The sequence below is a fragment of the [Roseibacterium] beibuensis genome, from assembly GCF_039542305.1.
Classification (GTDB): Bacteria; Pseudomonadota; Alphaproteobacteria; order Rhodobacterales; family Rhodobacteraceae; genus Roseibacterium; species Roseibacterium beibuensis.
Genome location: NZ_BAABHW010000001.1, coordinates 1,206,672 through 1,230,310, shown reverse-complemented (window position 1 = coordinate 1,230,310; position 23,639 = coordinate 1,206,672). Strand labels below are relative to the sequence as shown.

Sequence of the window (23,639 nt, the reverse complement as noted above, 5' to 3'; positions counted from 1 at the left end):
CGCGCACAGATTGCAGGGGATCCGTGCACAATCCAGACCCAAGGCGCGGGCCGGCCCTTGCGGCGGCCCCGTCGCCCGCGCTATTGGGGCCACGAGGAATGCTTGGGGGTGAGCGGCAAACATGGCCAATACCGACAGTTTTATCGACGAGGTCAGTGAAGAGGTCCGTCGCGACCGCTTGTTCGCCCTGTTCCGCCGTTGGGCGTGGCTGGCGATCCTGATCGTGGTTCTTCTGGTTGGCGGGGCGGCCTATCTCGAATGGCAGCGCGCGCAGAACCAAGCCAGCGCCGAGGCGTTCGGCAATGCCGTTTTGGGCGCGCTCGACAATGACAGCCCCGAGGCCCGCATCGCCGCGCTGGAGGCCGTGGAGGCACCCGGCGACGCGGCCGCGCTCGTGGTGGCCCTGCTGGCCGCAGGCGAGGCCAGCGCCAATGACGGCACCGCCGCCGACGCCGCCGCAGGCCTGCGCGCCGCGGCCATGGCGCCCGAACTGCCGCAGATCTACCGCGACCTCGCGATCTACAAGGCGCATCTGCTGTCGCCGCTGCCCGCCGACGAGGCCCGGCTCGAACTGGGCATCCTGGCCGAACCGGGCCGCCCCTTCGCGGCGCTCGCAGAGGAGCAACTGGCCCTGATCGACGTCATCGAGGGCGACATCGAGGCGGCGATCAACCGCCTACGTTCGCTGGAAAATGCCGCCGCGGCCACGCCGGGCTTGCAACAGCGCGCCGCACAGTTGATTGTGGCGCTCGAAGCGGGGGCCACGCTGGTCGATACCGCCCCGGTGGAGGAGGAACCGCCGGTGGTTGAGCCAGCACCCGAAGCCCCCGCCGAGGATGCTGAAACGGGGACTGGCGAGGCGGCCGATGCGGGTGCCGAGGATGCGGCCCCCGAGGGTGAGGATGACGGCGGCGATACCGCCGGCGACGCGGTGGCGGACGAGGAGACCGAGGCCGTCGTCGAACAGTAAAGCGGGCCGACCCGGCGCGCAGGACGAGACAACAGGAATACCGGACCGCATGATGATCGAAGCCGATGCACCCCGCCCGAGCGTGACGCGCCGAAATCAGTCCCTGCGCCGTGCCATCGGCCTCGCGGTCCTTCTGGGCAGCGCCATGACGCTTGCCGCCTGTGACCGCGAAGTGATCCTGCCCGGCGAACGCCTCGACACCCGCGCGGTTCTGACCGGTGCCGAAAGCGCGGGCGAGACCGTCGATGCGGCCCGTCCGATCAGCCTGCCTGCCGCGCGCAGCCTTGGCAGCTGGGAGATGCGCGGCTTCGATGCGCAGAACCGCACGCCCCACGGTGCGCTTAGCGGCGCGCTGCAACAGGTCTGGAGCGCGGATATCGGCGCGGGCAATTCCCGCCGCCAGCGCCTGACGGCGGACCCGGTGGCCGCTGGTGGCCGTGTCTTCACCCTCGATGCCGAAGCCGGCCTTCAGGCCACATCGCTGTCGAACGGCGCGCCGGTCTGGCGTGTGAGCCTCGAACCCGGCTTCGACCGGGGTGGCGCCGTCTCCGGCGGTGGTCTGGCCGTGTCGGGGGGGCGTCTTTACGCGACCACGGGCTTCGGTGAACTGATCGCGCTCGACCCGGCCAGCGGCAATATCCAGTGGCGCCAGCGCCTCGGCGCGGGCATCGGCGCCCCCACGGTCGCGGGCGGCACGGTCTACGTGGTCAGCCGGGACAACAGCGCCTGGGCCATCGACGCCGAAACCGGCCGGATCGAGTGGGAGGTGCCCTCGGCCCCCGCAAATGCCGTCCTCTCCGGCGGCGCGGCCCCGGCGGTCAGCGACAACCTCGTGATCTTACCCTACGGTTCGGGCGAGTTGGTCGCCGCGTCGCGCAGCACCGGCCTGCGCATGTGGTCCACCGCCGTCGCGGGCGGACGCCTTGGCGTGGCCTATTCCAACATCAACGACATCACCGGCGATCCGGTGGTCGTCGGTGGCACCGTCTATACCGGCAACCAGTCGGGCCGGGTGATCGCGCTGAACGCGCGCACCGGCACCCGCATCTGGACGGCCACCGAAGGCAGCTATTCCCCGGTTCTGGCCGCGGGCGACAGCCTGTTCTTCGTTTCGGATCGCAACGAGTTGATCCGGATCGACGCCGACACGGGCGAACGGGTCTGGGGCACGGAACTGCCGCTTTACGTGCGCGAGCGGGAACGCCGCCGCCGCGCGGTCTTCACCCATTATGGCCCGATCCTCGCCGGGGGGCGGTTGCTTGTCGCCTCTGGGGACGAGCGCGTGCGCCTCTTCTCGCCTGAAAGCGGGGAGTTGGTCGGGTCGGTCGAGCTGCGCAACGGCGCGGCCGCCGCGCCGATTGTCGTCAATGACATGCTGCTGGTCTTGACCGAGGATGGCCGGTTAACGGCCTACCGCTAAGCGCGCGCGCCTCGGGCCGCACCCGATCCGATCACGTCAACCAGGCGATCCGTGTCTCGTCTGGCATCCCCAGCCAGCCGCCTAATCCGTAGGCTGCGAACCGCGCCAGGTTGAACCAGATCGCAAGGCTTTCGCGGGTGAGTGACCACAGCCTCGGCTCATTCTGCAGCCGGGCGGCGGGAACCAGGGTGACGTTGTCCATCCCCATGACCCGCGCCGAGGCCCAGGACCGCGGCAGATGGTACGCCTCGGTGACCAACAGGACATGGCTGCCCTCCGCGATAAGGTCGGACGCGTAGTAGATGTTTTGAAGGGTCGAGGCCGCTTGCGGCTCGATCCGGACCACGTCGGCGGGCAGGGCGGCCACCTCGGCCATGGCGTCTGCGGCGGTTACGGGAAAGCCGCCCCCGCTGAACACGACAAGCGGCGCGGCGCCGGCACGGTAAAGCTCGGCACAGGTTTCGGCGCGTATGCGGGACCCGCTATCGGCGGTTCCGTCCTCCTGCACGCCGCTGCTCAGGCACAGGATCGCATCGCCTTCGGCGGACAGGCCTTGATCCGGCCAGAACACTGTCCAGAGGCACACCGCCGCGAAGGTCGCCGCCCAGACCAGGAGCACGGCCCGGAGGGTCCGCCCGGCCCGCCGAATGCCGCGTCCGCGCATCAGGTCCTTATTCCCACTCGATGGTGCCCGGCGGTTTCGAGGTGATGTCATAGGTCACCCGGTTGATGCCCTTCACCTCGTTGATGATCCGCGTCGCGGTTTCGCCAAGGAATTCATGGCTGAACGGGTAGTAATCGGCGGTCATGCCATCGACCGACGTGACCGCGCGCAGCGCGCAGGCATAGTCATAGGTCCGCCCGTCGCCCATCACGCCGACGGTGCGCACCGGCAGGATCGCGACGAAGGCCTGCCAGATTTCGTCATAAAGGCCGTGCTTGCGGATCTGGTCGATATAGACCGCGTCGGCCTTGCGCAGGATCTCCAGCTTCTCTCGGGTGATCTCGCCGGGGCAGCGGATGGCAAGGCCGGGGCCGGGGAAGGGGTGCCGCCCGATGAAGCTGGCGGGCAGGCCCAGCTCGTGACCCAAGGCGCGGACCTCGTCCTTGAACAATTCGCGCAGCGGCTCGACCAGTTTCAGGCCCATCTTCTCGGGCAGGCCGCCGACATTGTGATGGCTCTTGATCGTGACGCTGGGGCCTCCGGAAAACGACACCGATTCAATGACATCCGGGTAGAGCGTGCCTTGGGCGAGGAACTCCGCCCCCTCGATCTGGTCGGCGTATTTCTGGAACACGTCGATGAAGAGCTTGCCGATGGTCTTGCGCTTCGTTTCCGGATCGGAAACGCCCTCGAGCGCGCCGAGGAACAGCTCGCTCTCATCGGCATGGATCAGCGGGATGTTGTAGTGGTCGCGGAACATGCCGACCACTTCCTCGGCCTCGTTCTGGCGCAACAGCCCGTGATCGACGAAGACGCAGGTCAACTGGTCGCCGATCGCCTCGTGGATCAGCACGGCCGCCACGGAGGAGTCGACGCCGCCCGACAGGCCGCAGATCACCTGCGCATCGCCCACCTGTTCACGGATCAGGCGGATCGCCTCGTCGCGATAGGCGGCCATGGTCCAGTCGCCCTTGAACCCGGCCAGACGTACGAAGTTTTCATACAGCGTCTTGCCGTTCGGGGTGTGGTGTACCTCGGGGTGGAATTGCACGGCGAAGTAATTGCGTTCCAGGTCGGCGGTGATGGCGAAGGGCGCGCCGGGCGAGGTTGCGATCACCTCGAAACCGGGGGCGATGCGGCTGACATGGTCGCCATGGCTCATCCACACCTGCTCGCGCCCGTCCAGGAACCAGCCGTTCAGCAGGTCGATGCGCTTTTCCGCGGGCTCGACATAGGCGCGCCCGAACTCGGCCGTGCCCTCGCCGCGCAGCACCTCGCCGCCCAGCATGTGCATCATCACCTGCTGGCCATAGCAGATGCCCAGGATCGGCACGCCGAGGTCAAAGACCTTCTGCGGCGGGCGGGGGGAGCCGTCGTCGATCACGCTGGCCGGCCCGCCGGAAAAGATCACAGCCTTCGGCGCAAAGTCGTCGAGGAAGGCGTCGGTGACATTCTGGAACGGGTGGATCTCGCAATAGACATTCAGCTCGCGCAGGCGACGGGCGATCAGTTGCGTGACCTGGCTGCCGAAATCGATGATCAGCAGGCGTTCGTGATGGCGGGCGGGATCAACGGCGGTGCTCATGGGGTTCGCTTAGGCCGCAGCGGAAGGCACTGCAAGCCTGCTTGGCGACGCGGCACGAAAAAACCGCGCCGAAAGCCTCGGCGCGGTCGCTGTCTTGGGTGGAAGGCGCATCCGATCAGAAGCGGAAGGTCATCCCGATTTCGACCGTCGTGAAGTCGATATCCACGTTGTTGTAGAGGACGTCCGTCTGGTAGTCGTCTTCTTCGAACATGTAATGCTGGACCGAGCCGAAGAACGTCATGTTGTCGCTGATGGCATGCTCCAGACCGACACCGATGGTGAAGCCGCCAAGGGTTTCCTCGGTCCCGTTCCGGCCGATCGGGCCATCGGTGTAGACATCCACATTCGCGGCGGCGAGGCCGAGATTGCCATAGACTTGGGTGTTGTCACTCAGCAGATAACCGACGCGGCCGCGCAACGAGGCGAGCATGTCGATCTCGGCGGCGCACTCGAAGGCCGGGTTGACACATTCTTCGCTGCCGCTGATGTCGGCGAACCCGATATGCACCTCACCGCCATAGACGAAGCTGCCCGATTGCATGGTATAACCGGCCAGCAGGTTGATGGCATGGCCGTCCAGATCGCCTTCGCCGTCACCGGGGAAGTCCGCATCGTTGCCGTAATCACCGAAGGCCAAGCCGAGCGATCCGCCGACATACGCACCCGTCCAGTCGAAAGCGGGCGGCGGCGTCACGATGGTGACCGGCGGGGGCGTTTCGACAACGCCACCGGCAAAAGCCGTGCACGTGCCGGCCAACAGAGCCGTCGCAGAGAATTTCGCGAGTTTGGTGCTATTCATGACGATCCCCCAATCGAGAGCAATTGAATTGACGTAAGGTTAACACCACCTGCGCAAATGTGCGATGAGTCGCGGTTTCCCTAGGGTAATTCATTCGCCCCGTGACCGCTCCGCAACATAACATATGCAACGGTCTGATCGAAAACGCAAAAATTGACGCTGTCCCATGGTGGCCCTTGGCGGACATGTCGTTTTCCCGCTGAACTTGCCGCAATTCGGCTGCGTCCGGTCGCGCTATATCGTTAGAACCGCGTGAAACAGGGCTCCGCAAGCGGGAGGATTCGAGATGGCCGAAGCACAGGCACAGGGCGCGCGGCGGCGCGGACGCGGGGCAGGCGGCGGCGCGGCGCGGCGCGCGGCGCGCTCGGCGGTGAGTTTCGAGACCGCCCGCTTCATCGAACGCAACATTCCCAATCTCGAAATGCTGAACGAAGAGGCGCTTCAGATCATCGAGGAGAATGCCGAAACGATCCTCGAAGAGATCGGCGTCGCCTTCGTCGAGAACCCCGCCGCGCTGGAGCGCTGGAAAGAGGCCGGGGCCGATGTGCAGGGCGAACGCGTCCGCATCCCGCGCGGCCTGGCGCGGAAACTCTGCGCCACCGCCCCGTCGCGCTTCACCCAGATCGCCCGCAACCGCGCCCGCGATGTCGAGATCGGCGGCGGCAGCCTGGTGCTCGCGCCCGTCTACGGCCCGCCCTTCGTGCGCGATTACGAGGGCGGACGCCGCTACGCCACGATGGCCGATTTCGAGAAGCTGGTGAAACTGGGCTACATGTCCGAATGGCTGCACCATTCCGGCGGCACCGTGTGCGAGCCGACCGACGTGCCGGTCAACAAGCGCCATTTCGACATGCTCTACGCGCATATGAGCCTTAGCGACAAACCCTTCATGGGCTCGGTCACCGACCCGTCGCGCGCGCTCGATTCCATCGAGATGGCCAGGATCCTCTTCGGGGACGAGGTCGTGGACCAGAACTGCGTGATGACCTCGCTCATCAACATCAATTCGCCGCTGACCTTCGACGCGACGATGATGGGCGCGCTGGAGCATTACGCCGCCGCCGGTCAGGCCTGCATCGTCTCGCCCTTCATCGTGGGCGGCGCGATGGCGCCCGTCTCGGTCATGGGGACGCTGACGCAGGTGCTGGCCGAAGTGCTGGCCGGCGTCGCCTACAGCCAGCTGATCCGCCCCGGCGCGCCGGTGATTTTCGGCGCGTTCGTCACCTCGATCGACATGAATTCGGGGGCGCCCACCTTCGGCACGCCCGAGGCCGCGCAGATCACCAACGGCGCCGGGCAGCTGGCCCGCCGCCTCGGGCTTCCCTATCGCTCGGGCGGGGGCTTCACCGGCTCGAAGCTGCCCGATGCGCAGGCCGCCTACGAGAGTGCGAACACCCTCAACAACGCGCTTCTGTCGGGTGTGAATTTCATGCTCCACGCCTGCGGCTGGCTGGAAGGCGGGCTTGTCTCCAGCCCCGAGAAATTCGTCATGGATGCCGACCAGCTTGGCACGCTGCACAAGCTGGCCGCGGGCATTCCGACGGACGCGAACGCGCAGGCGATGGACGCCATCCGCGAGGTCGGGCCGGGCGGCCACTACCTTGGCTGCGCGCATACCCAGGCCAATTACCAGACGGCCTTCTGGCGCACCAAGCTGCTCGACTACAAACCCTTCGAGACCTGGGCCGAGGAGGGCGAGCGCAGCACCTACGAGCTCGCCACCCAACGCGTCGGCAAGATGCTGGGCGATTACCAGCAGCCCGCGCTGGACCCCGCCGTGGACGAGGCGCTGAAGGATTACATCGCGCGGCGCAAGTCCGAGATGCCCGACGCCTTCATCTGAGGCGCCGGGGCGAGTCCGTTTCATCAGGCCGACCGCGCCGCGGACAGAAGCGCGCTCATCACCTGCACATGGCGGCGGGGCGAATAGCCTAGGCCGCCACCCAGCCGCGCGGCGTTCAGCATCTCTTCTTCCGCCAGCAGGGCGGAGACCGGGCGGCGCGCGGCGCGGCGATGGGCGCATCCCGCCTCAGCCGCGATGCGGGCGGCCTGAACCAGCAGGCCGGGGCGGTGCAGATGGGCGAGTCGGGTGGCAAGATCGGTCATGGAAACCTCCGGGTCCGTGGCATGTCAGAGGGCCACAGCCTGCACCGGCCGACACCGGTGTTGCGCCGATCCCGAAACCTGCGTTCGCAACGCATCGCTTTGTTAATATTTCGGAAACAAATTCTCTGTTATCCACAGATTTTAACCAATCAGTAATCAATCCAAACAAAACCTGACCCCCGGCGTCCTGACGTGTGACGAGGAGGGGACCAATGACTTTGACCGTACTGCCCGAAGACACCTGCCCCGGCCTGACCCTGCCGGGCTGGCTTCCGGTTTCGACGCGTCAATACCTCGTCCATGTCGCCGGGGGGCAATCGCTCCGCCGGATTGCCGAAGCCTTCGGCCAATCCCCCTCGACCGTGTGTCGGCGGGTCCATCGGATCGAGGCACGGCGCGAGGACCCGTTGCTGGACGAGGCGCTGGATGCGCTCGCCCAACAGGCCACTGCCCGCAGGCAGCCAGACAAGGAAGCACAGGAGCACGAGCATATGTCAGCCCATTTCCCGACCCCCGCCACCATGGACGAGGCCACCATCACCCGCGAGGCCCGCCGCATCCTGCGCCGCCTGTGCGAGACGGGCGCGGTGCTCGCCGTGGCGCAGGACATGGACAAGGCGGTGGTCCTGCGCCCCGGCGCAGCCCCCGGCGAGCAGACCCGCACCGCCGTGGTGGACCGCCGCGTGGCGCAGGCCTTTGCCGTGAAGGACTGGATCTCGTGCCTGCGCAAGGGGCGGGTGGCGCGCTACGGGATCACGCGGGCGGGCCGCGCGGCGCTCAAGCGGCTGATCGACGAGGATCGCCGCCGCCGTCACGCCGCGCAGGGCTTTGCCGAAGCGCCGTCGAGCTTTGCCGCGCAGCACGCCACCTTCGGCCCGGTGCCGATCACGGGCGAGGATGGCCAGCGCACCGAGATCCGCGTGAACATCGCCGAGTCGCCCCTGGCGGGGCTGGCGCGGCGCAAGGGGCAGGACGGGCAGCCCTTCCTCACGCCCGATCTGGTGCAGGCGGGCGAACGCCTGCGCGAGGATTTCGAGCGCGCCCAGATGGGCCCGCGCGTCGGCCAGAACTGGGACAGGTTCCTGACGGCGGGGGCCGATCGCGGTGGATTTCTCAACGACAGCGGCATCGGCGAGGGCCCGCGCGCCGCGCGCCAACGCGTGTCCGACGCGCTCGACGATCTCGGGCCGGGGCTGGCCGACGTGGTGACGCGGGTCTGCTGTTTCTGCGAGGGGCTGGAGCAGGCCGAGAAGCGCCTCGGCTGGTCGGCGCGCTCGGGCAAGATCGTGCTGAAGATCGGGCTGCAACGCCTGCTTCGCCATTACGAGATGCGCTACGGCTTCGTGCCCGCGCTGCGCATGTGATCGCAGCCGCATGGTCGGGTTTCGCGGCATGCAACCCGGCTGTGCGCCCATGCCCCGTTACAAATGCTGCGAAACGGGTTAGATAGCCCGTCAAAGGCGGGCCAACCGGCCCGCGCGGAGGAGACCCATGCGCGATCTGAAGATCCCTGACCAGCGCCACCCCGAAAAGGCGCACCGCCCCGACAACGCCCAGCCGAAGAAACCCGACTGGATCCGGGTCAAGGCGCCCACGGGCGAAGGCTATCGCGAGACGCATCGCATCATGCGCGAGCACAAGCTGGTGACGGTCTGCGAAGAGGCGGGCTGCCCCAATGCCGGGGAATGCTGGAGCCAGGGCCACGCCACCATGATGATCATGGGCGAGATCTGCACCCGCGGCTGTTCCTTCTGTAATATCGCGACGGGGCGTCCCGATGACCTCGACGTGTTCGAACCGGGCCGGGTGGCCGATGCGGTCAAGAAGCTGGGCCTGAACCATGTCGTCGTGACCTCGGTGGACCGTGACGACCTCGAAGACGGCGGGGCCGAGCATTTCGCCATGACGATCCGCGCCATCCGCAAGCAATCGCCCGGCACGACGATCGAGATCCTCACGCCCGATTTCCTGAAATGCGCCCCCGAGGCGCTGGAAACGGTCGTTGCGGCGAAACCGGACGTGTTCAACCACAACCTCGAAACCGTTCCCGGCCTTTACCCCGAGGTGCGGCCCGGTGCGCGCTATTTCCATTCGCTGCGCCTGCTGCAGCGGGTTAAGGACCTGGACCCGTCGATGTTTACCAAGTCGGGCATCATGGTGGGTCTGGGCGAGGATCGGCAATCGGTTCTGCAGGTCATGGACGACATGCGCAGCGCCGATATCGATTTCCTGACCATCGGCCAGTACCTGCAACCCACGCCCAAGCACCACGCGGTCGACCGCTTCGTGCATCCCGACGAATTCGCGTCCTACGAGAAAGCCGCCTATGGCAAGGGCTTCCTCATGGTCTCGGCCACGCCGCTGACGCGGTCGAGCTATCACGCGGGCGACGATTTCGCCCGGCTGCGCGAGAACCGGATGAAGCGCCTCGGCCTCGCGTAAGCGCCGGTTTTCCCCGCTTTCCCGGCATGGATCGGCCCGCTAGGGTTGGTCCATGTTCCGGCGTGTTTTCCCATACATGGCGCTCTGCCTTGCGCTGAGCGGCCCGGTCCACGGCCAAAGCCTGGAGGATGCGCGCGAGGCGCTGGCCACGGGCGATGCCGAGGCCGCGCGCGCGCTATTGGCCGAGCTGATGGCGACGGGTGCGCCCGACGCGCTGGCGCTGGCGGGCCTGATGCTGCGCGACGGGTTGGGCCGCGAGGCCGATCTGCAAGGCGCGATGGCGCTGTTCGAGTCTTCCGCCGCAGCCGGGTCGGTGACGGCGCAGGTCGCGCTTGGCCGGATCTACCACCACGGCGCGCCGGGCGTGCCCGCCGATCCGCTTGCCGCGCAACGCCATTACGAGGCGGCGATCGAAGCGGGCAGTGTCGCCGCGCGCAGCAACCTTGCCGCCCTGATCGCCTCGGGCGTGTTCGGCCCGCCCAACTGGACCGCGCTGCGGGGCTTGCTGGAAACAGCCGCCGATGAGGGCAGCACGGCGGCGCGGCTGCACCTTGCCGCTCTGCTGGCGCAGGGGCTGGGGGGAGAGGCCGACCCGTTTCGCGCCCGCGACATGGCCGAGGCGCTGGTGGACGAGCGCGTGCCGGGCGCCGCCCGCCTTTTGGCGCAGATGCAGGTGCAGGGCGTGGGCGGGGTCGTTGACCCCGAGGCCGCTCGCGCGCTGCTGCGCGAAGCCTTCGAGGCCGGGGAGGGGGCCGCGGCCACCGATCTTGGCCTTCTGATCCAAGCCGAGGACCCCGAGGCCGCCCTGCGCTGGTTCACCCGTGCCGCCGAGCTTGGTGATGGTTGGGGGGCGTTGAACCTTGGCCGCCTGCTCTCGGACGGGGAGGCCGCGCCCGACGACGACCTGCCGCGCGCGACCGGGCTTTACCGGCAGGCCCACGCGGCCGGGATCGCCGAGGCCAGCTATGCGCTGGCCATCCATCTTTGGGACGGGCTGGGTGTCGAGACCGACCTCGAGGCCGCCCGCACGACCATGCGTCTTGCCGCCGTGCGCGGCAGCGTGGCGGCGATGAATGACCTCGGCGTGATGCTGGAGACGGGCATCGGTGGCCCGCCCGACCCGCAGGGCGCGCGCGAGTCCTATCACGACAGCGCCGAGGCGGGTTACGTGCTGGGCGCGTGGAACCTCGCCGATCTGCTGCTGAGCGTTGCCGCAACGCCCGACGACGCGGCCGAGGGCTATGCCTGGTGCCTTTGGGCCATCGCGGCGGAAGTGGACGCGACCTTGCGCGCCCGCCACCAGGCGAGTTGCAACGCCCATGCGCAAACCCTGTCCGAGGCCGTCTTGCGCGCCGCCGAGGCGCGCTTCGCGGAGTTGCCCGACCCCGCAAGCGCGATCCGGTAAGGACGCTCTCCGGTCCTTGAAAGGGCGAGGGGTTTTCACCCGCGCGCAGGCCATGGCGGGGGAGCTTATCGCTCAGTTCTGGGCGGCGGCAGCACCTTGAGATAGGCCGCGATGGCCTGCCTGTCGGCGTCGGGCAGGTTGGCGAGGTTCAGGATCACGCTGCGCATATGGCCGCCCGCGCTGTCGAAGCTGGGGGTAAAGCCGTCGTTGAGATAGGCCGCGATCTCGGTCGTCGACCAGCGCAATTCATCGGGGGTGAGCGCCGGGATGCGGCCCGTCCCGGTGGGGTTCGGCGCGCCGGTCAGCCACGCGGCGCGGTCCGGCCCGCCAAGCGCGTCACGCGGCGTGTGGCATTCGCCGCAATGGGCCAGCGCCTCGGCCAGGTAGCGCCCGCGCGCTTCCTCGGCGCTTAGCTCGCCTTGCACCGCGTAATCGTCGGACAGGTAAAGCAGGTTCCAGCCGCCCACCGCGCGCCGGATGTTGAAGGGGAAGCCCACCTCATGGGCAGGCGATTCGGTGTCGTCCTCGGGCAGGGTTTGCAGGAAGGCTAAGAGGTCCGCGAGGTCCTGGCGCTCGGCCAGCCGATAGGCAGGGTAGGGGAAGGCGGGGTAGTAATGCAGCCCCTCGGGGCTGATGCCGTTCTGCATGGCGGTGACGAACTCGGCCAGGGTCCAGCCGCCGATGCCATGCTCGGGGTCGGGCGAGATATTGGGCGGGTAGAAGGTCCCGAAATCGCTGACCAGCCCTTCGCCCCCCGACAGGATCAGGCGCGCGTCGCCCTCGGCCTCGGCATCCGCGTGACAGGAGGCGCAGCCCCCGGCCCAGAAGATCGCCTCGCCCGCGGCGGCGTCCCCGGTCAGGCCCGCGACCTCGGCCCCGGTCACATGGTCCGGGCGGGTCAGGACCCAGAACGCGGCAAGGCCCAACGCCCCGAACGCCACGAGAATGCCGAGAAAGCGGCCCATCAAACACCTGTCAGATCAGAAAATGACGAAAAGGGCAGGGCCGGTCCGGCCCCGCCCCGGGGCTTGATCACTGCGCTTCGCGGTAATCGTCGTGGCAGGCGCCGCAGGTGCCGCCCACCGGGCCGAAGGCGGCCTGCATCGCTTCCAGTCCGTCGCCCGCGACGGCGGCCAGCGCCTCGGCGGCGGTGCCGAAATCACCCCATTTCGCGGCGAAATCCTCGGGGTTTTCCCAGATCGCGGGCAGGGCGCGCGTGCCGTCGAGGCCGAAATTGTCCGTCCCCTCGGGCCAGTGGAACGACTGGTCCAGCATCGAGATCGTCAGAAGGTTCGAGGCGGCCGCGCTTGCGGCATCGGCATCGTATTCGGTATTGCCGCGGGCCATCTGGCCCAGCACGCCGACATTGAGCGCCATGATGCGGAACTGGCCCTGGCGCGCTTCGACCGGGGCGGGCAGGTCCTGCGCGACGGCGACGGCGCCGGAAAAGGTGAGCGCGGCGATGCCGGTGGCGATGATCTTGCTGAAACGGGGCATTGGGAAACCTCCTTTGGAGCTGGACACAGCCTTGAGGCTAGACGTCGCAGGCCAGAGGTCAATCACAGCTTTTGTGTAACGGCGCAGGGGTGTGTGCGCGCGCGGGCAGGGCCTAACGCCAGCCCCGCCCGCGGAAGTTCTCGACCGTCAACGCCTCGGGCCAGCCGAAAAAATACTCGTAGATCCCAAGCGCCAGGGCCGCGGCGATGACGGACAACACGAGGATGACCCGTTTGGCGGAGGGCGGGTTGCGGGCCCAGCCCACCGCCCGCAGGAGCCAGTTGAACGGGAACATCTCAGAAGTTGACGCTGGCTTCGAGCCCCCAGAAAGCCGTGTCGTCGAACACCGTCGCGTGACCGCCAAGGCCGAGGCCGTTCTCCCCGACATATTCGGCGCCGACGCGCGCCAGCGTCTCTGACCCGCCGCCGAGGTTCAGCATGGTGATGTCGCCGCCCACGCTCAGGCCCGGGATCGCATCCAGCGCGTATTCGGCCCCAAGCTCGAAAGTGGTGTTGTCGGCGTCGAAGCCGACGCCGTTCGACAAGATGCCGTGCACGGTGAACCAGCCATCGTCATAACGCCCGCCCATCCAGATCCGGTGATCGAGGTCGGTGCCGGTGTCGACGGCGAACTCGGTTCCGGCAAACAGCTGGACGGTGTCGGTGAGGTGATAGAGGCCCGATAGCGCGTAGATCTGCCCGTCGCCATCGGTATCGTAATGCGCGCTGAGACCGGCTTCGATGGTGCCGTAATCGCCGAAATAGGACAGGCCGAGGGCCGGGTCGTTGCCGTAGGAGATCTGGCGCAGCCCGCTGGCTTGCCCGGCCACCTCGACCAGCAGCGAGGCCTGATCGGCGCCGCCGAAGCGCAGCGAGCGCCCGGGCAGGAACAACTCGATGGCCGAGGGTGAGCGGCCCAACTGGATCTCGCCCGCGCCGAAATCGTAGAACAGGTAGATGTCGTAATAGTCGAGCGTGTCGGTGTCGAACTCGTTCAGCGCGAACACGTCGAAGCCAAGGCCGACCCGGCGATCGGGGTCGAAATGGAGGCGCCCCTCGGCGTCGAGGCTGACATAGGCCATGCTGTCGAGCGCGCCGCGATCGTTGGCGGCATAGCCAAGCGCGATGCGGCCTTCGAGGTCGAAAGGGTCGGAATAGCCTTGCGCATGCGCCAGATCGGCGGTGCCGGGCAGGGCAAGTGCCGACAGGGTGAGTGCGGAGAACGCGAAGGAAGCGCGCGAACGGGGCGCGAATGCTCGGGTCACGGGGATACCTCAATATCTGCTCTGTTGGCCTGGTCGTTTGCCGCCAGGTTTGAAGCGATCCTAACACGATCCCGTCGAGGCGCGCCATGCACGTCGTCGCGGCAGCCGCGCGGCGACCGCGCGCGTGGCCCGGGTGCAACGCCCTTGGAGAGACGCTCAGGCGGTTTCGTTGGCGGGCGTTTCGGCCAGCATCCGCACCTTGCCGATGAAGGGCAGGTTCCGGTTGCGCTGCGCGTAGTCGATGCCGTAGCCGACGACGAATTCATCGGGAATTTCAAAGCCGATCCAGTCGGCGCGGATATCGACCTCGCGCCGGGTGGGCTTGTCGAGAAGGGCGATGGTCTTCAGCCGCCGTGGCTCGCGCGATTTGAGCAGGTTCACGACATGGTGCAGCGTGTGGCCGGTATCGACGATATCCTCGACCACCAGAACGTCGCGCCCCGCGATCTCGCCGCGCAGGTCCTTGAGGATGCGTACCTCGCGCGAGCTTTTCATCGCGTTGCCGTAGGAGGACGCTTCGAGGAAATCGACCTCGACCGGCAGGTCGATCTCGCGCACCAGATCGGCGATGAAAACGAAGCTGCCGCGCAGCAGGCCGACCACGACCAGCTTCTCGGTGCCGGCGAAGGCTTTCTCGATTTCGCGCGCCAGATCCTCGATCCGGGCGGCGATGGTCTTGGCCGAGATCATCTGATCGACCGCGTAGTCGGGCTGCGCCATTTGGTCCCCCGCAGAAAAAGGTTAGAAACCTTGAATTTCCGGCCCGCTTTTAAGACATCCCTGTCACCGGTGAAAGACGAAAGGCCCGCGATGCCCGCGCATTCAGAGACTCGAACGCTGCCCTATACCGCCCGACAGATGTACGATCTGGTGGCCGACGTGGCGCGCTACCCCGAGTTCATTCCCTGGATTGCCGCCAGCCGCGTGCGCTCGGTCACGCCCGAGGGCGAGTATGCGGTGATGCTGGCCGACCTCGTGATCGGCTTCAAGATGTTTCGCGAGCGCTTCCTCAGCCGCGTGACGCTGTGGGAAGAGAAGCAGAAGATCGACACCGAGTATATCGAGGGGCCGTTCCATCACCTGCTGTCGACATGGCAGTTCCGCGATCTGCCCGAAGGCGGCTGCGAAGTGGCCTTCAGCGTCGATTTCGAGTTCAAGAACCGCATCCTGCAAGGGGCGGCGGGGCTGTTCTTCATGGAGGCGATGCAGCGGATCGTGCGCGCCTTCGAGACGCGGGCCCAAGCGCTCTATGGCACGGGCGTAGCATAATTTTCCTGAAAATTATGCGGCCTCGGTGGCCAGTGTCGCGCCCAAAGGCCGGGCGCGCGGTTGACGGCGTGCCGCAGGATTTTCAGGAAAAACCTGCTTCGTCCCCGGCCGCCCGCAGGAGGAGAGACAGGGCATGTTCCACGGTGCGGCGGCGCACCTCGGACCGTCCCAGCGCGCCGAACTCCACCGTTTCCGTGATCACCGCGACACCCGTGGCGAGGCCGAAACACACGCGCCCCTCCGGCTTGTGGTCCGACCCGCCCGGGCCCGCGATGCCCGTGACCGCGACGGCGACCTGCGCTGCGGACCGGTCCAACGCCCCGCGCGCCATTTCGGCGGCGACCTCTTCGCTGACCGCGCCATGGGCGTCGAGCGTGGCCGGCGACACGCCCAGCATGTCGATCTTGGCGGCGTTGGAATAGGTGACAAAGCCCCGGTCGAAGACGGCGGACGATCCCGGCACCTCGGTGATCGCGCCTGCGATCAGGCCGCCGGTGCAGCTTTCGGCGGTGGCCATCATCCAGCCGCGCGCCTTCAGCGCCGCGATGACCTCGGCCGCGCTCATCCCAGGATCATCGGGATATGCGCGATGGCGGCGGCCACCGCGACGACGAGCGCCGCCAGCCATCCCGCGATCACGTCATCGGCCATGACGCCGAGCGCCCCCGGCTTGCGGTCGGCCCAGCCCACGGGGCCGGGTTTCCAGATGTCGAAGGCGCGGAAGGCGAGGAAGGCGGTGATGACGCCCGGGTAAAGATCCCAGAAGCCGACGCCCGCGAAGACCGCGCCGTAGGAGACCGGCCAGAGCGCGATCCACTGGCCCACGACCTCGTCGATCACGATCTCGGACGGGTCCTTGGTCTCGGCCCCTTCGGTTTCGCGCGCCACCGCCCACCACCCCAGCAGGGTGACGATCAGCGTGGCCGCAAACAGCGCCACGAACCCGCCAAGCGCGTGCAGCCCCCAGGCCAGCGGGATCGCGGCCAGGCTGCCCCAGGTGCCGGGGGCGGGTTTGAGGTAGCCGATATAGGCCAGCGTCGCGATGATGCGGGTCATGGTTTCACCAACGTCACCGTGGCCAGCGCCGCGATCCCTTCCTCGCGGCCGGGAAAGCCGAGGCGTTCGGTGGTCGTTGCCTTGACCGAGACGCGCGCGGCCTCGATCCGCAACAGTTCGGACAGGCGCGCGCGCATCGGCGCGGCGTGCGGGCCGACCTTGGGCCGCTCGCAGATCAGCGTGAGGTCCGCGTTGGTGATCGTGAACCCCATCTCGGCGGCCAGATCGACGGCATGGGTCAGGAAGATATGGCTTTCCGCGCCCTTCCATTGCGGATCGGAGGGCGGGAAATGCGTGCCGATATCGCCCATGGCGAGCGCGCCATAGATCGCGTCCGTCACCGTGTGCAGGCCCACATCAGCGTCGGAATGGCCCTGTAGCCCGCGCTCATGCGGGATGGCCACGCCACAGAGCATGACATGGTCGCCCTCGCCGAAGCGGTGCACGTCGAACCCGTTGCCGGTGCGAATATCCATCTGTCCCTCCAGGTATCGGGCGGCGCGGGCGAAATCCCCCGCCGTGGTGATCTTGAGATTGGCCTCGTCGCCTTGGGTGATGGCGACGGTCAGGCCATGGGCGCGGGCCACCTCGACATCATCGGCGGCGCCGCCGGGATGTGCGTCATGCGCCGCGCGGATCTGCGCAAGGTGAAAGCCTTGCGGCGTCTGAGCGCGCCAGAGACCGTCGCGCGACTGGGTGCCGGTGACGGTCTCCGCCCCGCGCCAGAGCGCATCGGTGACCGCAAGGGCCGGGGCCGCCCCGTCATGGCTGCGCAGCGCCTCCAGCACCCCGTCGATCACCGCGCGGCTAACGAGGGGGCGCGCGGCGTCGTGGATCAGCACCACGTCACAGGTGTCATCCACCGCCGCGAGCCCCGCCCGGACCGAGGCGTCGCGCGTGGCCCCGCCGATGACGTCGAGAAGGGGCGCGCGGGTCCTTGGCCGCGCCGCGGCGAAACGCTCGGAATCATCGCTGCGGCGCACCACCACGATCTGCTGCACCGCCGGGTGCGCATCCAGCGCGGCCAGCGTGCGCGCCAGTACGGGCTGTCCCGCCAAATCCCTGTATTGCTTGGGCAATCCGCCGCCGGCCCGCGTGCCGCGACCGGCCGCGACGACCAGGGCGGCGGCTTTCAACGGGGCGGTGCTACGATCTTGCGGGTCCATGAGCGGGGGTGTAGGCCCAAACCCGTTCGGGCACAATCACCTGCGCTGCGTGATGAATTTCCGGGCGCTGTGATTAATTTTTGGGCGACGCCCCGCGCATCCCACTTTGTCACAAGACTTTCCTTTGAACTCCCCGCCTAGCCGCACTATCCCGAACCCATCTGCACAAGGATTGAGCATTTGTCCGTTTCGCTGGCATGCCGCCACCTGACGCCGCCGGTATTCCTTGCCCCGATGGCCGGGATCACCGATCTGCCGTTCCGCCGCCTCGTGGCGCGGTTCGGGGCCGGGCTGGTCGTGTCCGAAATGGTCGCGAGCCAGGAGATGGTGGAAGCCAAGGCCTCGGTCCGCGCGCGGGCCGAGCTGGGCTTCGGCCTCGACAACACGGCGGTGCAGTTGGCCGGGCGCGAGGCGCATTGGATGGCCGAGGCCGCGCGGATCGCCGAAGGGCAGGGCGCGCGGATCATCGACATCAACATGGGCTGCCCCGCCAAGAAGGTGACGAGCGGCTATTCCGGCTCGGCGCTGATGCGCGACCTCGATCACGCGCTGTCGCTGATCGAGGCGGTGGTGGGTGCGGTGCGTGTGCCTGTCACGCTGAAGACACGTCTTGGCTGGGACGACGGGTTGCGCAACGCGCCGGAACTGGCCCGGCGGGCCGAGGCGGCGGGCATCCAGATGGTCACGATCCATGGTCGCACCCGCTGCCAGTTCTACAAGGGGCAGGCCGATTGGGCCGCGATCCGCGCGGTGAAGGAGGCGGTGAGCATCCCGGTCATCGCCAATGGCGATATCGTGGACGCGCGCAGCGCGCGTCAGGCGCTGACAGCCTCGGGCGCGGATGGCGTCATGGTGGGCCGCGGCGCGCAAGGCGCACCCTGGGTGCTGTCGGAAATCGCGGCGGAGCTGTTCGGCGCAAAGCCGCCCGACATCCCCGAGGGCGGGGCGCTGACCGACATGGTGGCCGCCCATTACGAGGACATGCTGGCCTTCTACGGGCGAGACCTGGGCCTGCGGTTCGCGCGCAAGCATCTGGGCTGGTACATGGACAGGGCCGCCACACCGGCAACCCTGCGCCGCGACGTTCTGACGGCACGGACGCCGGAGGCTGTTCTCGCGCGTCTGCCCGATGCCCTGACAAAGCCAGGCGAGGAGGCGCAGGCCGCATGAGCATCCCCTCGGACATGCTGTGGGCCTCGCTGCCGCTGCCCGCCCTGATCATCGACGGCGCGGATCGCATCTGCAACGTGAACCCCGCCGGCGAGACCTTTCTGAACGCGTCGCGAAAATCCCTCGACGGGCACCCGGTCTGGGACAAGGTCTTTGTCGATGCGCCGCTGGAAGAGGCGTTTTCCCGGGTCCGTACGAACCAGTCCGCGCTTTTCGTCAACGCCGTCGACGTGGGCACCGGCAGTCGCAAGCCGGTCTCCTGCGACGTTCAGATCGCGCCGCTCTCCGAGCGGCCGGATCACGTGCTGGTCCTGTTCGAGAACCGCGAACTGGCCGGTCGGCTGGACCGCGCGATGTCCTCCAAGACCGCCGCGAAATCGGCCATCGGTATGGCCGAAATGCTGGCGCACGAGATCAAGAACCCTCTGGCCGGGATCACCGGCGCCGCGCAGCTGATCAGCATGAACGCCAGCGGCGAGGATCGGGAACTGACCGACCTGATCGTGGCCGAGACACGCCGCATCCTGAAACTGCTGGAGCAGGTCGAGGAATTCGGCAATGTCCGCCCGCCCGACCGGCGCGCGGTCAACATCCACGACGTGCTGGACCGCGCCCGCCGGTCCGCTGCCGTGGGCTTTGCCGCGCATATGGAGATCGAGGACGATTATGACCCGTCCTTGCCAGCCACCTGGGCCGATCCCGACCAGTTGCAGCAGGTCTTCCTGAACCTGTTGAAGAACGCGGCCGAGGCCGGCAAGGCGGGCGGCACGATTTGCATTCGCACCTTCTATGAACTCAGCCTCAAGGTCCGCCGCCGCGATGGCAGCGGCGGGGCCGTGCCGCTACAGATCGAGATCATCGACGACGGCCCCGGCATTCCGCCCGACATCGCTGCCGACATTTTCGAGCCTTTCGTCTCGGGGCGCGAGAACGGCACCGGGCTGGGCCTTGCCCTGGTCTCCAAGATCATCGCCGATCACGAGGGCTGGATCGCGCTGGACAGCGTTCCGGGCCGCACCGTGTTCCGCATCTCGCTTCCTGTCGCGCCGCGTGATGAGGCCCCTGAATGACCCATTTCTCTTTCCTGACGATCGGAGCTTGACCCCATGGACGGCACTGTCCTCGTCGCCGATGACGACCGCACCATCCGCACCGTACTGACCCAGGCGCTGACCCGCGCCGGCTGCAAGGTGCACGCCACCTCCAGCCTGATGACGTTGATGCGTTGGGTCGAGGAGGGGAAGGGCGATCTGGTGATCTCGGACGTGATCATGCCCGACGGCAACGGGCTTGAAACCCTGCCCAAGATCAGCGAGCGGCGCCCGGGCCTGCCGGTCATCATCATCTCGGCGCAGAACACGATCATGACGGCCATCCAGGCGACCGAGGCCGACGCCTATGATTACCTGCCCAAGCCCTTCGATCTGCCCGACCTGATGAAGCGCGCCGCCCGCGCGCTGGACCAGAAGCGCCGCGCACCCGCGCCGAAACCCGCGCCCGAGCTGCCCTCCTCGGCGCAGGAGGATCTGCCGCTGGTGGGGCGCACGGCCTCGATGCAGGCGCTCTACCGTCTGGTGGCACGGGTGATGAACACCGATCTGCCGGTCCTGATCACCGGCGAAAGCGGCACCGGCAAAAGCCTGATCGCGCGCGCCATTCACGATTTCTCCGACCGGCGCACGCTGCCTTTCGTCGTCGCTTCGGCCAGCGATCTCGACGGGATGGACGGCCCCTCGGTGGTGATCTCGCGCGCTAAGGGCGGGTCGATCCTGTTCGACGAGGTGGGCGATCTGAGTGAAGAGGCGCAGGCCAAGATCGTGCGCATGCTGGACGCCATGGGCGATGCGGCCCCGCGCGTGATGGCGACCAGCCAGAAGGACCTGATGGAAAAGATGGAGGCCGGGGAATTCCGGCAGGACCTTTTCTATCGGCTCGGCGGCGTCACGATCTCGGTGCCTAGCTTGCGCGAACGGGTCGATGACATCCCGCTTCTGGCCACGCATTTCCTCGCGCGCGCCGAACGCGATGGCGCGCCGCTGCGCCGCTTTTCGCCCGAGGCGATGGACATGATCCGCGCCTATTCCTGGCCCGGCAACGTGCGCCAGTTGGAGAACACGATTCGCCGCCTGACGGTCACCAGCCTCGCCGAGGAAATCTCGCGTGGCGAGGTCGAGGCGGTTCTGGGCAGCCAACCCGCGATCGAACCGCTCATGGGCGGCGGCGAGGGTGAGAAGCTTTCGGCCTCGGTCGGCAAGCATCTGCGCCGCTATTTCGACCTGCATGGCGGGGTCCTGCCGCCGCCGGGCCTCTATGCCCGCATCCTGCGCGAGGTCGAAACACCCCTGATCGAGATCGCGCTGGAGGCCACGGGCGGCAACCAGGCGAAATGTGCCGAACTTCTCGGCATCAACCGCAATACGCTCCGCAAGAAGATTACCGACCTCGATATTCGCGTGACTCGCCGCCGCAAGTTGATGTAAAACGGCAACAGTAACGTGGCAGTTGGGAAACAGCCCGCGACGCCCCATTAGGGCGCGCGCCTGACGCCGCGATTGGGGGAGCAGTCGGAGACAGGATTTGGAACGTCCGGCCGAGAGGACGACATCCTTGATCGAACGTCTTGCGGGGTTGCGCCGCAAGCGCGGTTTGCGCAGCGCGGGCACGCTTGGCCTTGTCGTGCTGGGGCCGATCCTGGCGGTCGCGACCTTCCTCGTGCTCGGTCCGCTCGCGGCCTTTGCCGACTCGCCTGTGCTGCGGCTCGTGCTGCTTGCCGACCTCGTCTACATCCTTGTCCTCGCGGCGCTGGTCCTACGAGAGGTGGCGCGCATCGTCGCCTCGCGCCGCGCGCAATCAGCGGGGTCCCGCCTGCACCTGCGCCTGACCGGGGTCTTCGCCATCGTGGCGCTGGTGCCCACGATCCTTGTCGCCGTCTTCGCCACGATCACCGTGAACATGGGGCTCGAAGGCTGGTTCTCGGACCGGGTGTCGACCGCGCTCGGCAATTCGGTGGATGCGGCCGAGGCCTACCAGCAGGAACATTTCGACGATCTGGAGCAGGACACCCGCGCACTGGCGGCCTTCCTGAACGTGAACCGCCGGGCCTCGCCGCTGATCACCGATGGCGAGTTGCGCCAGGTGCTCAGCCAGGGGCAGGGCCAGATCCAGCGCGGCCTGCGCGAAGCCTTCGTCATCGACGGCGGCGGCGAGATCAGGGCGCGGGGCGAGCGCAGCTATTTCTTCGACTACGAACGCCCCAGCGACGCCGATCTGGACCTTGCCGAAGGGGGGGAGCTTGTCCTGATCGAGGATCGCACCCAGAACGAGTTTCGCGCCCTTGTCCGGCTGCAGGCCTTTCCCGACCGCTACCTCTATGTCAGCCGCGAGGTGGACGGAGAGATCATCTCGCTGCTCGATGAAACGCAGCAGACGGTGCAACTCTACCGCCAGCTGGAGGCCGACCGGGGGCGCGTCCTGTTCGAATTCGGGCTGCTCTACCTGGGCTTCGCCATCATCATGATCCTCGCCGCCGTGTGGCTGGGCCTGTGGTTCGCCGAACGCCTGTCGCGCCCCGTTGGACGTCTGGCCAGCGCGGCACAACGGGTCGGGCAGGGCGACCTCGACGTGCGCGTGATCGAGGAAACCAGCGACGACGAGATCGCCATGCTGGGCCGTCTCTTCAACCAGATGACCCGGCAGTTGAAGGGCCAGCGCGACACGCTGATCGAACAGAACGCCGCGACCGAGGCGCGGCGCCGACTGTTCGACTCGGTCCTCGGCTCGGTCACCGCGGGCGTGATCGGCCTGAATGACGAGGGCCGCATCGATTTCATGAACCGTTCGGCCATTCGCCTTCTGGCCCTGGTGGAACAGCGCGACAATGGCCTGTCGCTGCAAGCCGCCGTGCCGGAATTCGCCGCGCTGTTCGAACGGCTGCAAACCCGGCTGGCCGAAACCGTGCAGGAGGAAATCAAGCTGACCCGGCGCGGCAAGCAGGAAAGCCTGCTGGTGCGCATGGCGACCCGCCGCAACGCCGAGGGGCAGCTTGAGGGCTACGTGGTCGCCTTCGATGACGTCACGCAGCTTGTCTCGGCGCAGCGCATGGCCGCCTGGGGCGACGTGGCCCGCCGCATCGCGCATGAGATCAAGAACCCGCTGACCCCGATCCAGCTTTCGGCCGAACGCATAAACCGCAAGTTTTCCAAGGACCTGGACGAGGACGACGCGGCAAAGCTTGAACAGATGACCGAGGTCATCGTGCGCCAGACCAACGACCTGCGCCGCATCGTTGACGAGTTCTCGAAATTCGCCCGCATGCCCGAGCCGGAAACCCGGGTCGAGGACGTGGCCGACCTGCTGCGCGAATCCGTGACCCTGCAACGGGCCGGACAACCCGGGGTCCGGTTCGAGGTCGACATCCCCGACGCCCCCGTCATGGCCGAGCTTGACGCCACCATGATCGGACAGGCCTTCACCAACCTGATGAAGAATGGCGGCGAAGCCATTGAAAGCCTGCAGGAAAAAGGTGCGCCCGAAGGTCATGTCCCCGAGTTACGGATCGCGCTTGCGACCACGGATGAAACCGTCGTCATCACCATCGCCGATAACGGGATCGGCCTGCCGCCGGACCGGGCGAAACTGTTCGAACCCTATGTCACGACGCGCGAGAAGGGCACCGGCCTCGGCCTGCCCATCGTCAAGAAGATCGTCGAGGAACATGGCGGCACATTGGAATTGGTCGATGCCGAGCCCTTCGCCGAGGGCGCGCATCGGGGGGCCATGGCACGGATGACCTTGCCACGGCTTGCAGATAGTCAGGGAGATTGAA

The 23,639-nt window shown here is 67.4% G+C and carries 23 protein-coding genes; 11 read left to right on the top strand and 12 right to left on the bottom strand.

The window, feature by feature from the left end:
* The first annotated feature begins 121 nt into the window (after positions 1-121).
* On the top strand, positions 122-970 hold the full coding sequence (locus tag ABD923_RS06095) for a hypothetical protein (protein WP_310796364.1): 849 nt from the start codon (positions 122-124) through the stop codon (positions 968-970).
* A 49-nt stretch (positions 971-1,019) separates the two neighbouring features.
* Positions 1,020-2,390, top strand: coding sequence for an outer membrane protein assembly factor BamB family protein (locus ABD923_RS06090; RefSeq protein WP_310796365.1), 1,371 nt, complete (start codon positions 1,020-1,022; stop codon positions 2,388-2,390).
* Positions 2,391-2,421: 31 nt separating this feature from the next.
* Here the strand turns inward: ABD923_RS06090 and ABD923_RS06085 are convergent, their stop codons facing one another.
* The 3 genes from ABD923_RS06085 to ABD923_RS06075 all read right to left on the bottom strand — a co-directional run bounded on the left by ABD923_RS06085 (position 2,422) and on the right by ABD923_RS06075 (position 5,438).
* Complete coding sequence (locus tag ABD923_RS06085) at positions 2,422-3,054, bottom strand: YdcF family protein (RefSeq protein ID WP_259546116.1); 633 nt, start codon at positions 3,052-3,054, stop codon at positions 2,422-2,424.
* A 7-nt stretch (positions 3,055-3,061) separates the two neighbouring features.
* Entirely contained in the window at positions 3,062-4,639 is a 1,578-nt protein-coding gene (gene guaA / locus ABD923_RS06080) for a glutamine-hydrolyzing GMP synthase (protein WP_259546118.1), read from the bottom strand.
* Positions 4,640-4,754: 115 nt separating this feature from the next.
* On the bottom strand, positions 4,755-5,438 hold the full coding sequence (locus ABD923_RS06075; protein WP_259546120.1) for an outer membrane protein: 684 nt from the start codon (positions 5,436-5,438) through the stop codon (positions 4,755-4,757).
* A gap of 286 nt (positions 5,439-5,724) precedes the next feature.
* Here ABD923_RS06075 and ABD923_RS06070 point away from each other — a divergent pair, with 286 nt between their 5' ends.
* Positions 5,725-7,281: a trimethylamine methyltransferase family protein gene (locus ABD923_RS06070; protein ID WP_259546121.1), complete on the top strand. Its 1,557-nt coding sequence runs from the start codon at positions 5,725-5,727 to the stop codon at positions 7,279-7,281.
* Positions 7,282-7,304: 23 nt separating this feature from the next.
* Here ABD923_RS06070 and ABD923_RS06065 read toward each other — a convergent pair whose 3' ends face one another.
* Positions 7,305-7,544 (bottom strand): DUF6477 family protein, encoded by a 240-nt coding sequence (locus ABD923_RS06065; RefSeq protein WP_222187305.1) that lies wholly within the window; start codon positions 7,542-7,544, stop codon positions 7,305-7,307.
* A gap of 212 nt (positions 7,545-7,756) precedes the next feature.
* On the opposite strand from ABD923_RS06065, the gene ABD923_RS06060 reads away from it, so the two are divergent.
* The 3 genes from ABD923_RS06060 to ABD923_RS06050 all read left to right on the top strand — a co-directional run bounded on the left by ABD923_RS06060 (position 7,757) and on the right by ABD923_RS06050 (position 11,391).
* Positions 7,757-8,908 carry a DUF6456 domain-containing protein gene (locus ABD923_RS06060; RefSeq protein ID WP_259546122.1) on the top strand — a complete coding sequence of 384 codons (1,152 nt, stop codon included), beginning with the start codon at positions 7,757-7,759 and terminating at the stop codon, positions 8,906-8,908.
* Between the two features lie 127 nt (positions 8,909-9,035).
* The gene (gene lipA, locus ABD923_RS06055; RefSeq protein WP_259546123.1) at positions 9,036-9,986 is read left to right on the top strand and encodes a lipoyl synthase; all 951 of its coding nucleotides are present in this window, start codon (positions 9,036-9,038) and stop codon (positions 9,984-9,986) included.
* A 52-nt stretch (positions 9,987-10,038) separates the two neighbouring features.
* Positions 10,039-11,391 carry a tetratricopeptide repeat protein gene (locus ABD923_RS06050; protein WP_259546124.1) on the top strand — a complete coding sequence of 451 codons (1,353 nt, stop codon included), beginning with the start codon at positions 10,039-10,041 and terminating at the stop codon, positions 11,389-11,391.
* A gap of 65 nt (positions 11,392-11,456) precedes the next feature.
* Here the strand turns inward: ABD923_RS06050 and ABD923_RS06045 are convergent, their stop codons facing one another.
* The 5 genes from ABD923_RS06045 to hpt form a co-directional block, all read right to left on the bottom strand.
* Positions 11,457-12,356, bottom strand: coding sequence for a cytochrome c (locus ABD923_RS06045; protein WP_259546125.1), 900 nt, complete (start codon positions 12,354-12,356; stop codon positions 11,457-11,459).
* A gap of 67 nt (positions 12,357-12,423) precedes the next feature.
* Complete coding sequence (locus ABD923_RS06040; RefSeq protein ID WP_259546126.1) at positions 12,424-12,888, bottom strand: c-type cytochrome; 465 nt, start codon at positions 12,886-12,888, stop codon at positions 12,424-12,426.
* Positions 12,889-13,000: 112 nt separating this feature from the next.
* On the bottom strand, positions 13,001-13,183 hold the full coding sequence (locus tag ABD923_RS06035; RefSeq protein ID WP_259546127.1) for a hypothetical protein: 183 nt from the start codon (positions 13,181-13,183) through the stop codon (positions 13,001-13,003).
* 1 nt (position 13,184) lies between these two features.
* Positions 13,185-14,153, bottom strand: coding sequence for a hypothetical protein (locus ABD923_RS06030; protein WP_259546128.1), 969 nt, complete (start codon positions 14,151-14,153; stop codon positions 13,185-13,187).
* 156 nt (positions 14,154-14,309) lie between these two features.
* Positions 14,310-14,873, bottom strand: coding sequence for a hypoxanthine phosphoribosyltransferase (gene hpt, locus ABD923_RS06025; protein ID WP_259546129.1), 564 nt, complete (start codon positions 14,871-14,873; stop codon positions 14,310-14,312).
* Positions 14,874-14,963: 90 nt separating this feature from the next.
* On the opposite strand from hpt, the gene ABD923_RS06020 reads away from it, so the two are divergent.
* Positions 14,964-15,422: a type II toxin-antitoxin system RatA family toxin gene (locus ABD923_RS06020; RefSeq protein ID WP_259546130.1), complete on the top strand. Its 459-nt coding sequence runs from the start codon at positions 14,964-14,966 to the stop codon at positions 15,420-15,422.
* Positions 15,423-15,504: 82 nt separating this feature from the next.
* Here the strand turns inward: ABD923_RS06020 and ABD923_RS06015 are convergent, their stop codons facing one another.
* The 3 genes from ABD923_RS06015 to ABD923_RS06005 are packed head-to-tail and all read right to left on the bottom strand — an operon-like array spanning position 15,505 to position 17,644.
* Complete coding sequence (locus ABD923_RS06015; protein ID WP_259546131.1) at positions 15,505-15,987, bottom strand: CinA family protein; 483 nt, start codon at positions 15,985-15,987, stop codon at positions 15,505-15,507.
* Positions 15,984-16,478: a phosphatidylglycerophosphatase A family protein gene (locus ABD923_RS06010; protein ID WP_259546132.1), complete on the bottom strand. Its 495-nt coding sequence runs from the start codon at positions 16,476-16,478 to the stop codon at positions 15,984-15,986. Before ABD923_RS06010 ends, ABD923_RS06015 begins: the two co-directional genes overlap by 4 nt.
* Positions 16,475-17,644 (bottom strand): bifunctional 2-C-methyl-D-erythritol 4-phosphate cytidylyltransferase/2-C-methyl-D-erythritol 2,4-cyclodiphosphate synthase, encoded by a 1,170-nt coding sequence (locus tag ABD923_RS06005; protein ID WP_259546133.1) that lies wholly within the window; start codon positions 17,642-17,644, stop codon positions 16,475-16,477. Before ABD923_RS06005 ends, ABD923_RS06010 begins: the two co-directional genes overlap by 4 nt.
* Positions 17,645-17,878: 234 nt before the next feature.
* Between ABD923_RS06005 and dusB the strand changes: the two genes are divergently transcribed.
* From dusB to ABD923_RS05985, 4 genes are all read left to right on the top strand, one after another.
* Complete coding sequence (gene dusB / locus ABD923_RS06000) at positions 17,879-18,814, top strand: tRNA dihydrouridine synthase DusB (RefSeq protein ID WP_259547393.1); 936 nt, start codon at positions 17,879-17,881, stop codon at positions 18,812-18,814.
* Positions 18,811-19,884, top strand: coding sequence for a two-component system sensor histidine kinase NtrB (locus tag ABD923_RS05995; protein ID WP_259546134.1), 1,074 nt, complete (start codon positions 18,811-18,813; stop codon positions 19,882-19,884). Before dusB ends, ABD923_RS05995 begins: the two co-directional genes overlap by 4 nt.
* Positions 19,885-19,920: 36 nt before the next feature.
* Positions 19,921-21,294, top strand: coding sequence for a response regulator (locus tag ABD923_RS05990; RefSeq protein WP_222187319.1), 1,374 nt, complete (start codon positions 19,921-19,923; stop codon positions 21,292-21,294).
* A 127-nt stretch (positions 21,295-21,421) separates the two neighbouring features.
* Entirely contained in the window at positions 21,422-23,638 is a 2,217-nt protein-coding gene (locus tag ABD923_RS05985; RefSeq protein WP_259546136.1) for a sensor histidine kinase NtrY-like, read from the top strand.
* The last annotated feature ends 1 nt before the right edge of the window (position 23,639 follow it).

Bases quoted from the DNA above. Each gene is read 5' to 3' on its own strand.
- ABD923_RS06095 (WP_310796364.1), top strand. From the start codon at position 122: ATGGCCAATACCGACAGTTTTATCGACGAGGTCAGTGAAGAGGTCCGT.
- ABD923_RS06090 (WP_310796365.1), top strand. From the start codon at position 1,020: ATGATGATCGAAGCCGATGCACCCCGCCCGAGCGTGACGCGCCGAAAT.
- ABD923_RS06085 (WP_259546116.1), bottom strand. From the start codon at position 3,054: ATGCGCGGACGCGGCATTCGGCGGGCCGGGCGGACCCTCCGGGCCGTG.
- guaA (WP_259546118.1), bottom strand. From the start codon at position 4,639: ATGAGCACCGCCGTTGATCCCGCCCGCCATCACGAACGCCTGCTGATC.
- ABD923_RS06075 (WP_259546120.1), bottom strand. From the start codon at position 5,438: ATGAATAGCACCAAACTCGCGAAATTCTCTGCGACGGCTCTGTTGGCC.
- ABD923_RS06070 (WP_259546121.1), top strand. From the start codon at position 5,725: ATGGCCGAAGCACAGGCACAGGGCGCGCGGCGGCGCGGACGCGGGGCA.
- ABD923_RS06065 (WP_222187305.1), bottom strand. From the start codon at position 7,544: ATGACCGATCTTGCCACCCGACTCGCCCATCTGCACCGCCCCGGCCTG.
- ABD923_RS06060 (WP_259546122.1), top strand. From the start codon at position 7,757: ATGACTTTGACCGTACTGCCCGAAGACACCTGCCCCGGCCTGACCCTG.
- lipA (WP_259546123.1), top strand. From the start codon at position 9,036: ATGCGCGATCTGAAGATCCCTGACCAGCGCCACCCCGAAAAGGCGCAC.
- ABD923_RS06050 (WP_259546124.1), top strand. From the start codon at position 10,039: ATGTTCCGGCGTGTTTTCCCATACATGGCGCTCTGCCTTGCGCTGAGC.
- ABD923_RS06045 (WP_259546125.1), bottom strand. From the start codon at position 12,356: ATGGGCCGCTTTCTCGGCATTCTCGTGGCGTTCGGGGCGTTGGGCCTT.
- ABD923_RS06040 (WP_259546126.1), bottom strand. From the start codon at position 12,888: ATGCCCCGTTTCAGCAAGATCATCGCCACCGGCATCGCCGCGCTCACC.
- ABD923_RS06035 (WP_259546127.1), bottom strand. From the start codon at position 13,183: ATGTTCCCGTTCAACTGGCTCCTGCGGGCGGTGGGCTGGGCCCGCAAC.
- hpt (WP_259546129.1), bottom strand. From the start codon at position 14,873: ATGGCGCAGCCCGACTACGCGGTCGATCAGATGATCTCGGCCAAGACC.
- ABD923_RS06020 (WP_259546130.1), top strand. From the start codon at position 14,964: ATGCCCGCGCATTCAGAGACTCGAACGCTGCCCTATACCGCCCGACAG.
- ABD923_RS06015 (WP_259546131.1), bottom strand. From the start codon at position 15,987: ATGAGCGCGGCCGAGGTCATCGCGGCGCTGAAGGCGCGCGGCTGGATG.
- ABD923_RS06010 (WP_259546132.1), bottom strand. From the start codon at position 16,478: ATGACCCGCATCATCGCGACGCTGGCCTATATCGGCTACCTCAAACCC.
- ABD923_RS06005 (WP_259546133.1), bottom strand. From the start codon at position 17,644: ATGGACCCGCAAGATCGTAGCACCGCCCCGTTGAAAGCCGCCGCCCTG.
- dusB (WP_259547393.1), top strand. From the start codon at position 17,879: ATGGCCGGGATCACCGATCTGCCGTTCCGCCGCCTCGTGGCGCGGTTC.
- ABD923_RS05995 (WP_259546134.1), top strand. From the start codon at position 18,811: ATGAGCATCCCCTCGGACATGCTGTGGGCCTCGCTGCCGCTGCCCGCC.
- ABD923_RS05990 (WP_222187319.1), top strand. From the start codon at position 19,921: ATGGACGGCACTGTCCTCGTCGCCGATGACGACCGCACCATCCGCACC.